The 13237-nt window shown below is 71.3% G+C and carries 11 protein-coding genes; 2 read left to right on the top strand and 9 right to left on the bottom strand.

Annotation, left to right across the window (positions count from 1 at the left end; all coding sequences use genetic code 11):
- Nucleotides 1–53 precede the first annotated feature (53 nt).
- Entirely contained in the window at nt 54–944 is an 891-nt protein-coding gene (locus AB0M43_RS06285; RefSeq protein ID WP_363721649.1) for a helix-turn-helix transcriptional regulator, read from the top strand.
- 97 nt (nt 945–1041) lie between these two features.
- Here AB0M43_RS06285 and bla read toward each other — a convergent pair whose 3' ends face one another.
- The 8 genes from bla to AB0M43_RS06245 form a co-directional block, all read right to left on the bottom strand.
- Nucleotides 1042–1938: a class A beta-lactamase gene (gene bla, locus AB0M43_RS06280; protein ID WP_363721647.1), complete on the bottom strand. Its 897-nt coding sequence runs from the start codon at nt 1936–1938 to the stop codon at nt 1042–1044.
- Nucleotides 1939–2165: 227 nt separating this feature from the next.
- Complete coding sequence (locus AB0M43_RS06275) at nt 2166–2489, bottom strand: hypothetical protein (protein WP_363721645.1); 324 nt, start codon at nt 2487–2489, stop codon at nt 2166–2168.
- 134 nt (nt 2490–2623) lie between these two features.
- Entirely contained in the window at nt 2624–3661 is a 1038-nt protein-coding gene (locus AB0M43_RS06270; protein WP_363721643.1) for a methyltransferase, read from the bottom strand.
- A 151-nt stretch (nt 3662–3812) separates the two neighbouring features.
- Nucleotides 3813–5366, bottom strand: coding sequence for a GMC oxidoreductase (locus AB0M43_RS06265; protein WP_363721642.1), 1554 nt, complete (start codon nt 5364–5366; stop codon nt 3813–3815).
- A gap of 881 nt (nt 5367–6247) precedes the next feature.
- The gene (locus tag AB0M43_RS06260; RefSeq protein ID WP_363721640.1) at nt 6248–7951 is read right to left on the bottom strand and encodes a CHAP domain-containing protein; all 1704 of its coding nucleotides are present in this window, start codon (nt 7949–7951) and stop codon (nt 6248–6250) included.
- A gap of 92 nt (nt 7952–8043) precedes the next feature.
- The gene (locus AB0M43_RS06255) at nt 8044–8442 is read right to left on the bottom strand and encodes a hypothetical protein (protein WP_363721638.1); all 399 of its coding nucleotides are present in this window, start codon (nt 8440–8442) and stop codon (nt 8044–8046) included.
- Complete coding sequence (locus AB0M43_RS06250; RefSeq protein WP_363721636.1) at nt 8439–9182, bottom strand: hypothetical protein; 744 nt, start codon at nt 9180–9182, stop codon at nt 8439–8441. Before AB0M43_RS06250 ends, AB0M43_RS06255 begins: the two co-directional genes overlap by 4 nt.
- Nucleotides 9183–9185: 3 nt before the next feature.
- Nucleotides 9186–10322 (bottom strand): ATP-binding protein, encoded by a 1137-nt coding sequence (locus AB0M43_RS06245; protein WP_363721635.1) that lies wholly within the window; start codon nt 10320–10322, stop codon nt 9186–9188.
- A gap of 342 nt (nt 10323–10664) precedes the next feature.
- Here AB0M43_RS06245 and AB0M43_RS06240 point away from each other — a divergent pair, with 342 nt between their 5' ends.
- A complete protein-coding gene (locus tag AB0M43_RS06240) occupies nt 10665–12071 on the top strand; it encodes an FG-GAP-like repeat-containing protein (protein WP_363721633.1) in 1407 nt (468 codons plus the stop codon).
- Between the two features lie 128 nt (nt 12072–12199).
- Here AB0M43_RS06240 and AB0M43_RS06235 read toward each other — a convergent pair whose 3' ends face one another.
- Nucleotides 12200–13177, bottom strand: coding sequence for a hypothetical protein (locus AB0M43_RS06235; RefSeq protein WP_363721631.1), 978 nt, complete (start codon nt 13175–13177; stop codon nt 12200–12202).
- Nucleotides 13178–13237 lie beyond the last annotated feature (60 nt).

Here is a 13237-nt window from a genome sequence, read left to right as displayed (position 1 = left end):
GCTGGTACTGACAGCACCTGGCAAGCCGGTCCGCGCCGGGGCAGGATGGCCGGGTGGACGCGGAACAGGCGGCGAAACGGCGGCGGTACCTGGGGGACTTCCTCCGGTCCCGGCGGGAACGGACGACCCCCGAGATGGTGGGCATGCCCCCCGGCCTGCGCCGCCGCACCCCGGGGCTGCGCCGCGAGGAGCTGGCGCTGCTGGCCGGGGTCGGCATCACCTGGTACACGTGGCTGGAGCAGGGCCGGCCGATCAACGTGTCCGCCCAGGTGCTCCGCTCGGTGGCCCGGGTGCTGGGCATGGACCCGACGGAGCGCGCGCACGTGTTCACCCTCGCCGAGGTGCCCGACCCCGACCTGGTCGAGGAGGAGGTCCCGGGGGTCAGCGCGGCGGTCCGGATGATGCTGGACCAGTTCGACCCGTTCCCGGCCGTGGTGATCGGGCCCCGGTGGGAGTTCCTCGCCGGCAACCGGGCGCACCTCGGCCTGTACGGCGACTACCGGGCGGTGCCGCCCCGGTACCGCAACACGCTCTGGATGGTGTTCACCGACCCGGAGTGGCGCCGGCTGCTGCGGGACTGGCCGGACCGGGCCCGCCTGATCGTCGCCAAGGCCCGCGCCGACAGCGCCACCCAGATCGGCGACCCCGGCTGGGCCCGGCTGCTGGCGGACCTGCGGGAGCACTCGCCCGAGTTCCGCGAGCTGTGGGACCGCAACGAGGTGGCGCCGATGGACCCGACCGTGAAGGAGTACCGGCACCCGCGGGCCGGCCGGTTGCGGTGCGAGGCCAGTCACCTGTGGCTGTCGGAGCAGCGCACCGTGCGGATGACCGTGCACCTGCCCCTGGACGAGGAGACCCGGGCCGGGTTCGAGGTACTGGCGTCGATCGTGCCCCGGGTGCTGCCCCAGCCGCCTGCGGCCGCGCCCCGGGCGATGGCGGGCTGACCCTCGAAGCCGGAGCCGGAGCCGGAGCCGGAGCCGGAGCCGGAGCCGGAGCCGGAGCTGGAGCCGGGGCCGGGGCGTCGGCGGCGGTGCCGGGGCGTCAGGTGAGCGCGGCCGCCAGGTGCGCGGCGGTGGCGGCCACCAGGGCGTTGTCCGGCCGCGCGGCGGCGTCGGTGTGCGTGGTGAGGACGGCCAGCGCGATCGGGGTGCCGGTCGACGTCCAGGCGACGCCCACGTCGTTGCGGGTGCCGTACTCGCCGGATCCGGTCTTGTCGGCCAGCACCCAGTCGGCGGGCAGCCCGGCGCGGAAGGTGTCGCCGTTGGTGGTGTTCCGCCGCAGCCAGGTGCCCAGCAGGGTCCGGCCCTCGCCGTCGAGGGCGGTGCCGAGCAGGAGCCGCCGGTAGGTGTCGGTGACGGCCCGGGGGCTGGTGGTGTCCTCCCGCCGCCAGGGCTCGGCGGAGTTGAGTTCGGACTCCCAGCGGTCCAGCCGGGTCACCGGGTCGCCGAGCGCGCGGCACAGCCGGGTCACCGCGGCCGGCCCGTCGACCTCGGCCAGCAGGAGGTTGGCGGCCGTGTTGTCGCTGTGGCTGAGGGCCGCCGCGCACAGTTCACCGATCGTCATGCCGTCCGCGAGGTTCCCGGGGAGGGAGGTGACGGGGGAGTACCCGGCCCGGTCGATGTCTGCCTGGTTGTAGCGGACGGTGCGGGAGAGGGCCCGTTCTCCGGACCCGAAGGCGCGCAGCACCGCGGCGGCGGCGAGGGTCTTGAACACCGAGCACATCGGGAACAGCTCGTCGGCCCGGTACGCCGCGATCGCGCCGGTCCGCAGGTTGTGCCCGTAGGCGCCGATCCGGGCGTCGTGTGCGCGCTCCAGGCGGCGGAGGCGGCCCCGCAGGCCGGCCGTCGCGGAGGGGCTGGCGGCGGCGGTCCCGGCGGTGCCGAGTGCGCCGACCGCCACGGCGGCACCGGCGGTCAGAAACGTGCGGCGAGTGGACATGCTGCTCCTTCGGTGGCCGCTGATCGGGGCCGGCACTCGTTCGCGAGCGCCCGGTCGGCGGCGGGCTTCCGCCCTTTTCGACTGGATCCAGTCATATCACACGGTGGCGACCCGGCCCCTTTTGTCGAAGTCCTCCCGGCCGAGCCCTCCATCCACAATGACGGGTCGCGGCCGGAGACCTGCGACCCCGGGGCGCGGTCGGCCCCGGGGTCGCGACCCGCGGTGGGTCAGGCCTTCTTCGCCCAGCCGTTGGCCGCGTACGTGCCGCTGGGGCACGGGTTCGTGGTCGCCTGGCCGACCATGAAGGCATGCGTGCTCTTCCGCCAGGTCACGTAGTTGCCGTTCACCGCGCTGTAACAGTTGGTCGCCGCGTACACCAGCGTCATGTTGTCGGTGTAGCAGGTGAGCCGGAAGGTGGTCTCCGTCGGATACTCCTTCTTGCCGTTGAGGCACAGCGAGTCCGCCTGCGCGGCGGTGGCGGGCAGGACCGTGCCGAGCACGACCATCCCGACGACGGCGGCGGCACTCAGCAAACGGTGCTTCTTTGTCATGGTGACTCCTTGTCTGCGCTGTGGGCGGCAGTACCGCCCGCAGGGAGCACCATGGTCAAGTCCGGTTGGGTCCCGGTAGAGCTCGGGTATATTGCCTGGTCGGAGCGCTGGGGGCACACCTGGCCGGACCCGGGTCACACCGCCTCGGCGACCACCACCGACTTCGTACCCGTCAGGTCCCGGTGTCCGACGAACCGCCAGCCCGTGCCGGCCAGCCACGCCCGGGCCTCCACGACGCTGTACACGTCGCCGTCGGCGATGTTGACCGCGTACTCGCCGGCCATCAGCGCGGCGACCACCGGCTCCGTGTGGGTCGGGTCGGTCCAGATGTCGGCCAGGAGCAGCAGCGCGCCCCGGCCGACCGCGCGGCGCACGTTGCCCAGCAGCAGCTGGTTGTCCGCCGGCGAGAAGCAGTGCACGACGTTCGCGAGCAGGGCGCAGTCGTGGCCGGTGGGCAGGTCGGCGGTCCTGATGTCCCCGGCCACGACCCCGATCCGCCCCGCCAGCCCGTGCTCGGCGATCCGCCGCCGGGCGAGGTCGACCACCTGGGGCAGCTCGACCACCGTCGCGGTCACCTCCGGGTGGGCCCGCGCGACCCTGATCGACCACGAGCCGGTGCCGCCGCCGACGTCGAGCAGCCGGTGTCGGCCGGCGAGGTCCACGCTCGCGGCGAGCGCCTCGGCCGGGCCGGCGTTGAGGGCCTCGACCCCCTCGGAGAAGACCTTCTGGAGGGTGGGGTCCAGGTCGGTGATCTGGGTGGTCGGGCCGTGCCGGAGCGCGTGCGCGAGGTCCGTCCACGCCGGGTAGCTCATCCGGTCGGAGAACCGGAGGAAAGGGCGAAGATCCGAAGAACCGGTTCCCGTCAGGTACGCGGCCGCCGCCGCGCTGTTGCGGTACGTGTCCCCGGTGCGGTCGAGCAGCCCGAGCGCGACCATGGCGTCCGCGACGATCCGGGCCGCCCGCCGGGTGAGGTCGGTGCGCGCGGCGAGCACCTCGATCGGGGCGGGCGCGTCGGCCAGCGCCTCGAACACGCCGAGGTCACTGGCCGCCATCAGGAACTTCGCCGCCCGGAAGCCGCTGACCAGTTCCAGGATCCGGGCCGGGGAGACGGCCTCCGGGTCGGACCCGGGTGGCCCGTCCGGCCCGGGCCGGTGGTTGTCCACTGTCGTCATCGTGCGTCCTCCACCTCTGTCCGGCCGACCGCGCCGGCCGCTCGCCACCGAACGGTCCGCCGCGCCGACAGATCACCCCGAACGGCCGACCGCGCCGGCCGCCCCACGGTCGCACGGAACCGCCGACGTCCCGGCGGGCGGATGTCGCCGGTCAACGGGTCGCGCGCAGCAGCTCCGCGACCCGTTCGCCGATCATGATCGTGGTCAGGTTGAGGTTGGCCCGCGCCATGCTGGGCATCACCGAGGCGTCGGCGACGAACAGACCCTCGACCCCGATGACCGCGCACCGCTGGTCGACCACGGCCAGCGGATCGTCGGCGGTACCCATCCGGGCCGTTCCGATCGGGTTGTAGGCCGAGTCCACCGTGGACGTGACATAGTCGCGCACGGTGTCCGGGGAGTCGAGGACCTTGTCGTCGAGGATCACCACCCGCTCGGCCAGGTCCCGGATCGCCGGGGTCTGCGCCAGCTCCCAGCCGACCCGCAGCCCGTCGGCGAACAGCCGGTGGTCGTACTCCGTCGTCAGGAAGTTCAGGTTGATGTGCGGCGCGACCCTCGGGTCCGGGGAGTCCAGGGTCACCCGGCCCCGGGAGCTGGGTTCGCGGGCCACGACCAGCACGCAGAACACCCGGTCGGCCCCGGCGGCCTCCCGCAGGTGCGGGAACTGGACGGACAGGTCGAAGTGGTTGACCATCGCGTAGTACATGTCGTTCTCGCGCCCGGAGCCCGTACCCGCCGTGCGCAGCACGATCTGCCCGACCGACGCGCCGAAGTTCTCGGCACCGGGCTTGGGCACCATGAACACCCCGGTCCGGGCCTGGTCGCCCAGCCCCGCGCCGACCCCCGGCCGGTCGAGCCGCACGTCGATCCCGAGCCGGCGCAGGTCCTCGCGCGGCCCGATACCGGAGCGCAGCAGGATCGCCGGCGTGCACACCGCCCCGGCCGCGAGGACCACCCGGCGGGCCCGCAGCTCCCGGGTGGTCGCCCCGGTCAGCACCTCGACGCCGCGCACGACCCCGTCGTCGAGGAGTACCCGGCTCACCGCCGTGCCGGCGAGGATCGTGAGGTTCTCCCGCGACCGCGCCTCCGCCAGGTACGCCGTCGCCGTCGACACCCGGCCGTGGGTGTCCCACCGGTTCGACGGTGCCGGCCCCACCCCGGTGGACGTCGGGTGGTTGTGGTCGTCGACCTGGGGGAACCCGGCCGCCAGGCACCCGTCGTAGAAGACGCGCTGCGCGGTGGTCAGCTCCTCCGGCCGCCACCGCCGGATCGGCACCGGGCCGTCCTTGCCGTGGTACTCGCCGCCGAAGTCCAGGTCGTTCTCCAACGCCAGGTAGTGCGGCAGCACCTTGTCCCAGGACCATTCGGTGTGCCCGGCGGCGGCCCAGCTGTCGAAGTCGTCGGGGACACCCCGGATCGCGATGGTGTTCCCGACCGAGGACGCGCCGCCGGCCACCTTGCCCTGGAAGTACCGCGTCCGGCGGTCCGGCAGCATGTCGGCGGTGAAGCGCCAGTCGTGCTCGACCAGCGACATCTGGTTGCCGTCGAGCAGGTCCGCGGGCGTCCCGGCCGGGGTCGGGTAGTCCGGCCCCGCCTCGATCAGCGCGACCCGCACCGCCGGGTCGGAACTCAGCCGCGCCGCCAGGGGGATCCCCGCGCTGCCGGCGCCGACGATGACGTAGTCGTAGATGTCGAGCGTGCTCATGAACGTCCTCCGGTCGTGGTGGACTCGCGTGCTGCCAACGTGCCGGCGACACAGCGGAGCGTATCGACCTCCGGGGGACCGAACTTCTTCCAGATTGCTCTCGCGGTGGCGGGCCACGGCACTCCGGCGCCCGAGACGCGCCTGCGGGGCGGCATTCCGGCCTCAGGTCAGGAGGAGTCTGGTGACATTGGTCGCGACGGGCGGCTGCCGCCGTAGTTGGCGACCACCGTGTCGCCGTAGGGCTGGATGCCGTCGAGCGTGGCTGCCGAGAGGTTGATCGCCATCGGGTACGCGACCCCAGAGCCCGAGCCGCCGTCCCACGGGTATCAGATCAGGATTCGGTCGTCGGTGCTGCCGCTGTACCCGGCCGTCGTGGCCCAGTGCGCGAGCCAGGTGGAATACCCGGTGACCGCGTCGAGGACCTGGGCCTCGGTCCGGCCCGACCCGGTGGGGCCGGAGCCGACGATGACCAGGTCGGCCCGGCCATCACCGTTGACGTCGGGATCGTTGGCGATATCGGCGATGTGCAGTACTTCTCAGCGCCCACGTAGTTCTCGACGCTGTAGGACCACGGGGTCGCGTTGTACTGCTCGAGGGTGGCCAACCCGTCCCCGTTGACCGCGATGACCACGGCTCGACGCATCCAGACTCCTCGGTCAGGCTGCCACGGCCCCCTATCTCCGAAGCCTAGAGCCGACCACTGACCCAGCGGGGTCGTCGGCAGGTTACCGACAACGTTTGATAGAGATCATCATGTGGAAGCGTGCAGCTGGAGGCCTTTCGACCAACCCGCCGTCCGACCGGCGGGGGTAGCCCCGAACCGGGTGGTCGTCAACGGAGGGTCGCCCGACCCTCGTCCTGGAGTACGGCGTGTGCTGCGCCTAGTTCAGCACGATGATGGGATGGCCTGTGTGGACGGATCCGTCGCCCCACCAGGTTTCGTAGACGGCGTTCTGGTGGACGGTGTAGAGGTTCTGGTAGGGGTTGCCGTCGCCGGATTTGTCGATGTCGGTGACGTCGTTCTGGGTGATGGTGATCAGCGGTGGTCCGGCTTGAGTGCCGTTGCTCGCGCCGCTCCACCAGTATTCGTAGACGTGGCCCTTGGTCGCGAGGTAGATCTGTTCGACCGGCCCGGTGATCCGCTTTTCGAGGGCGATGGCCTCTTCCCCACCCGGCGTGGTGATGATTTTCGCCGGGTTGCTGAAGCCCTGGCTGGCGTTCCACCACGTTTCGTGGACGCCGGTCCTGGTCGCGGTGTAGAGCAGTTCCGTGCCGTCTGGCTTGTTGTGTTTCTGGATGTCGACGCCTTCGGTGAGGGTGTTGACGGTGCGGCGTCGGATGCCGTCGCCGCCGGGCACCGGCCATGTCATCTCGTGGACGAAGCCGGGCGAGGCGACGTACACCTCGTCCTCGCCGGTGGGTGCCGCGCTCTTGACAAGGGCGAATCCGTTGTTGATGTTCCACAGCCGGAAAGGGTTGCTCACGGTGCCGCCGTCTCGCCACCAGATCTCGTAGGGGCCGTCGGCGGCTAGGACATAGAGTCGGTGGGTGATCCCGCCGCCTTCGGCCTTGAGGTCAGCGACGACGCGTCTGACACCGGCAAGGTTCACGATCTTGGCGGGGTTGCTGAATCCGGCGCCGTTCCACCAGCTCTCGTAGACGCCGGTGGCGGTGGCGGTGTAGACGCTCTGGGTGGCGCCGTCCGATTGGGTGATCTTGTCGAAGTCGACGATGACCTCCCCTGCGGGGACGGTGGCCACGACGCTGGTGCGGATGGGGCTGCCGCCGCCCCAGTCGTGTTGACGGATCTGGGTTGCTGTGGCGGTGAACATCTGTTCGGTGCTACCGAAGGTCGTCTTCTTGATCCGCTTGATCGTGTTCGTCGTGCCCGGCGAGCCGCCGCCCGGGGCGGGGGGCATCAGACCGGCGAAGTACACGTACTTCGTGAAGCCCCGGTCGCTGGGCTTGCCGGTCCAGCGGTCGCCGGTGCCCTTGGCGTTGGCGTTGTACTCGGTGACGGTGATGGTGCCGTCGCTGTTGACGGACTCGACGAAGGCGACGTGGCCGTAGGCATCGGAGTCGCTGGTCGGTCTGACGGCGGCGGCTCCCGCCGCCGGGGTGTCACCCCGGTCGAGCCTGCCCGCGGCCTTGTCGTACCACTGCCCGCCGTTGCCGAGTCCAGTGGTCCTGGCCGGGTTGACACCGAGGCTCTGCAGCCGCCATGCGACGTAGTCGGTGCAGTTGCGGTAGCCGTAGCCGCGCCCCGAGTTGAGGGTGGACCTGTCCCAGGCGGGGTCGGAGTCCTTCACCGGTCCCCAGTCATACCCCTGGCACGCCCCGGAGGCCGCGTAGGGGGAGTGCGCGCAGGGTGTGCTCTTGTCCGGATAGCCCAGGTCGGAGTATTCGTAGGTGCCCGCGCTCGCTGGAGCTGGAGCGGCCAGCACCGATGCGAGACAGATTCCCACCGCCAGCAGGATCGCCCTGCCCGTGGGGATGGGGTACCGGGTCCGCTGGGCACCGCCGCACACGTCGGGGGCGGTGGCCGGTCTGGTCGTGCGCGGCGTGCGTCGTTTCACGATGGACATCGTTGGGCTCCTTTGGAGGGTTCGGTCTCCTCCCAGAGAACTCTCATACCTCGGGGGCGTCGGTGCAGCGGACTATTGTCGGTACCGGACTGTCAGGGTTTCTGGTCGAGGCAGTCACCGGAGTCGGTGCTGGTGTCCTGACAGGTGAGCCGCCGGTGGGCACGGTCGTTGTCGGCTGATCCGCCGGTGCGGCCCCACTGTGCCGGGGTCCCGCCGCAGCCGACCCTCGCCTGGTAGGGGCCCGCGAACTGCTGCCGGAAGACGAACCGCGCCAGCCCCGCGGTCGCGGACCCGTCCCGTTCGGCGAACCCGGAACCGCCGGAGCGCGACTCGATCCACACCCCGACCACCGGGTTCCCCGAGGTGCAGGACACGTCGATCGTCAGGTTCCGGGAGCCGGGCGCCGGCAGGGTGACCGCGAGGAGGATCCACACCGCGGGCAGGACGAGCAGGGCGATCCGTGGGATCCAGGTATCACACCAACGGCTCACGGATAGACCTCACGCACCGTATCGTCGAGAAAGAACTCCCAGTTCTGGCTCGCGTAGCGGACCAACTCCGCCGTCGGTGGTCCGTCCCGCGAGCAGCCGGGATCGAAGGCCACCAGCCGGGCCCGCATCTCCTCGACGCCGCGCCGAACGGTACCGCCGGAGATGCCGACCGCGCGGCCGATCCGGGCGTGGTCGTGAATGCCGAGCGCCATCGCCCGCCAGATCGCCCGCCGCGAACTCGAGGCGAAGAACGTCTCTCGCAGGGACGGGGCGGTCCGCGGCGGCAGATGCATCCGCAGCAACGGGTCGATGTACCCACTGCCGGACAGCACGGCCTGGACCGCCGCGGTCAGGCCGCCCCGCAGGTACTTGAGGCACATTGCCCGGCAGTCGAGCCGTTCGTGAGCGAACATGATGTGCAACCGCCGATTGGCCTCGCCGCAGGTCCACAGCACCGTGGGCGTCCCTGCGGACTGGGCCGCCCGGAGCAGTGCCAGCCCGCTCAGGTGCAGCCGCGCGTCCGTCAGTCGGACCTCGCCGTCCCGCCGTCGGCTCTCGAACTCATCCGAGTGCGCCTGGAAGAGCATGTCGACCACGGCGGCGTCGAAGCGTTCCCGCCGCAGGTGGTCCAGCGCCGCGACCGGGTCGGAGATCACCAGCGGCTCGAAGGCCAACGTCTGGGTAAGCTCGGCCCGCGCCATGTCGGCGATCATGCTGTCCTCGACCACCAGGATCCGCACGTCTCACCGCCGGGACCAGATAGGCACGGTGACCCGGACGGCCGCGCCGCCCCCCGGCGGCGGGGGCAGCACCCGCAGGTCACCACCCCGCTCCCGGAGCGTCGTGCGGAGTTGGTGCAGGCTGCTGCCCGAGACATCGAGCCGGCTGGGTTCCAGCCCCGGGCCGAAGTCGCGCACGTCGAGGGTCATGTCCGAGTCCGTCATCGTGAAGCCCACCTCCGCTGAGCCGCTGCCGTGCACCACCACGTTCTTCAACAGGTCGGCCAGCCCCTGCTCCAGCAGGATCGCGTGCTCGCGGGGGACCGTCAGCCCGCCGAGCTGCGGCCCGGACACCAGCCGCAACCGATCGCCGCACGCCCGGATCGCGTTCTTGAACAGATCGGCCGCGCCGACGTTCCCGGCTCGCAGGAGCAGTTGGCCGCGCCGGGCGGCAGTCAGCAACCGGAGCCGGTGGGCGACCTCGCGCGCGTCGTTCCCGGCCTCGATCTCCTCGATGGCGGACTCGACGTGCGTGTGTAGATCGCCCAGAGTCGCCGTATAGCTCGCGGACAGCGCCTCGGTCTCCAACCGGACGGCGATCCGGCACAACCAGGCGATACCCTTACCGACCAGGAACCAGACCACGGCCCACCCCGCGTACATCACGACGCTTCGGACATGCGCGCCGGTGAGCTGCCAGCGGTGGATCAGCGCGAGGATCACGAGTGGGTGCGCCACGACGGCCACGATCAGCCCTACCTCGATCAACCTACGGTGCCGGCCCCACGGGTAGAACGCGAACACTCCCAGCGGGATCAGCGCGTAGTTGCCCATCGGAACCCCTGTGCCATAGGCCGCGAAGTCACCAGGAGCGAGCAGCCGGGCCAGGAGCAGTTGCACCACGAAGATCATGGCGATCCAGGCGGCCGTCCAGGTCCGCCCACGGGTCAGCGGCCCCCGGTGGGGCAACACCAGCCCGGCCAAGGCCAGGTGCAAGACACCGAGCACCACCACTACCCGGACCCCCAACGCGCTGTACCGGTCGTTGACCGCGCTGGAGAACAGGTTCGCGGCCTGCAGGAACAGCGCCATCGCCTCGAACGGCCTGATCAGCTTCTCGGTGGTGGACGCGAGCAGTTCCACGTTCGTGGACCGGCGCACAGGAAGCCTCCAGAAGCTACCTCTCGGAACTCAGGCGCTGAATTCTCAGCATGGCACCGTTCGGGCTGTCCTCGGTGGAGCTGGAACGGTCGGATTTCGGCCTTAGGCGGCGTCACTGGCGCTGCCATCCATGTCCTGAACGTCACCCGACCGGGCGCCTCGCCCGTCCGGGAGCGACATTTGTCCCCTGTACCGCCGCTCCCGGGTGACGAGAATTCGCGGTGGAGGACACGCCCGACGCCACGCCTGGGGCGACGGGCGCCCTCCGACGAAACCCCGGGATCACCGGATTCGACCTCATCAGCTGCCCTCGTGCTCGAAGACCCTCGAAAGGAAGAGAAAATGCCTGGAAGACGGCTCCTCCGAGGCATCACGGCCGTGCTGCTCCTAGCCGCTGTGTGGCTGACGCACCTGGCCGCCGCGACGCCCGCGCAGGCCGGCACCGACGACTACCCGGCGAAGTGGCGTAACGTTCCCCAGGACTCCGTCCTCGACGACTGGGGCATGTACAACCGCGAGTGCACCTCCTTCGTCGCCTGGCGGTTGCACAGCCGCAACGGGTTCGAGATGCCCTTCCACGCCGACGCGAGCAACTGGGGCACCCAGGCCAGCATCCGCGGCTACACGGTCAACAACACTCCCGCCGTTGGTGCGGTCGCGTGGCGGTCATCCGGGCACGTCGCGTGGGTCGAGTCCGTCGGTTCGGGCACCGTCACGATCGAGGACTACAACTCCGCCTACAACGGTACCTACGCTGCACGCACCGTGCCGACCGGCAACTACCAGTACATCCATTTCAAGGACCTGCCCGCGCCGGGCTCCTGCCCCGTCGCGAGGACCGGTGACATCGACCGCGACTGCGTGTCGGATCTGCTGTGGTACGAAGCCTGGAACGGCAACCGGCTGTCGGTCCTCAAGGGCACCGGCGGCGGTTTCCACGCCCAGTCCGCCGCCACCGGCCTGGGCACGCCGACCTGGGCAGGGGAAGGAGATCTCACCGGCGACGGGTACCCGGATGTCGCCTGGTACGAGTCATGGAAGAACACCATCACGGTCCTGGTGAACAACCAGCACGGCGGGTTCGACCTGCAGACCTGGCAGACCGGGATCGGCGGCCCGACCTGGGCCGGCGTCGGCGACTTCGACCGCGACGGTCGGGCCGACATCGCCTGGTACGAGGACTGGAAGAGCACCGTCACCGTGCTGCGCAGCACCGGCGTCGGCTTCACCCTGCAGTCCTGGCAGACCGGCATAGGCGGTCCCGGCTGGGCCGGCGTCGGCGACTTCAACGGCGACGGGTACGCCGACATCGCCTGGTACGAATCCTGGAAGAACGGCATCACGATGCTGCGCAACACCCGCGCCGGCGGCTTCGCACTCGAGACCTGGCAATCCGGGATCGGCGGCCCGACCTGGGCTGGCGTCGGGGACTTCAACGGTGACGGACGCGCCGACATCGCCTGGCACGAGTCCTGGAAGAACACCGTCACCGTTCTGGCAAGCACCGGCAGCGGCTTCGTCCCCGGCACCGGCCTGACCGGGGTGGGCGGGCCTACCTGGGCCGGCGTCGGGGACTTCAACGGCGACGGCACCACCGACCTGGCCTGGTACGAGCGATGGAACAACAACACCATCACCCTGCTGCGCGGCACCGGCGGAGGTACCTTCACCCCCGCCAGTTGGCACACCGGCATCGGCGCCCCTGACTGGGCCGGCGTCGGCGCCTACCCGGACAGCGACGGCGGGTAGTACCGCCGGTCAGCCCACAGGGCCGGTGAAGGGACGCCATCAGGTATCGGTCTCCTCGGTGTCGCCAACGCGGCGCCGAGGTACCGACCACTCCGTGTCGGGGCTCGCGGACCTCGGTCCGCCATCGGCTAGCCGGTCACCGCCGCCGGGGAGTTCGCCCCGGGCACCACCAGACGCGGCTGCCCGCTCCCGTCGGCGGCCACCGCCCACACGTCGTTGCCGCCGTCGGGGCGCTGGAGGGCGTACCCGACCGTGGCGGCGTCCAGCCACGCCGGCTGGTCGTCCACGCTGCGGGTCTCCGCCAGCAGGGTGACCGCGCCGTCGGCGAGCCGGAGCACGGCCGGCCGCCAGCCCTTCCTCGGGTCCCCGTCCACGGCGGACTTGAACGCGATCCGGGTACCGTCCGCCGACAGCGACGGGCACTCCACGTTGTCGGCGACGGTGCGCAGGGTCCGGGCGGCGAGGTCGCCCTCGACGAGGTAGCGGTGCCCGCCGGTCGCCATCGTGGCGTGGAACCGGTTGTCGTCGGCCCCGAAGGTCACGCCCCAGACGTTGATGTCCGCCGCCCGGTACGGCCGGCCGTCGACCGTGACCGCGAACTCCTCCAGGTTGTCGGCCAGCGCGCCGGTCCGGGTGTCGAGGATCCCGGCCCGGGTGGCGAACCCGAGGGTGGCGTAGGAGTGCCCGCTGACGAACAGCGTCCAGCCGACCATCCGGCCGGAGGCGGACACCCGGACCCGGTTCGGGAAGCCGGCCAGCGGCACGGACCGGAGTTCGCGCAGGTCGGGGTCGAGGACCACGAGGCTGGTGGTGGCCAGGGCGTTGACCGGCCGCAGGCAGGCGATCGTGTCGGCCGCCCGGTAGGCCCGGTCGCACAGCTGGGACGTGACGGTGCGCGGCCCGTCCGGGTGCGCCGTATCCACGGTGGACAGCGCGCCGTTGCTGAGCACCTGGAGCCGGGGGCCGGCCCCGCGCAGGGACTCCGCCCGGGTGGCGTCCGGCGCGCCCGGGGTGGCCTGGCCCGCCCGGACGCGCAGCGTGTAGCCGACGGCCACGGCGCACAGGACCAGGGCACAGAACACGGCGATGGGGGTACGGTGGCGCACTGCTGCCTCCATGGTGCGGGTCGACCCGGCGTGGCCCCGGGCGGGAGTCGGGGATCGCCC

It is taken from the genome of Longispora sp. NPDC051575, from assembly GCF_040681875.1.
GTDB lineage: Bacteria > Actinomycetota > Actinomycetes > Mycobacteriales > Micromonosporaceae > Longispora.
Note: the sequence above shows the minus strand (reverse complement) of the source record. Positions and strands in the feature narration are given on the sequence as shown.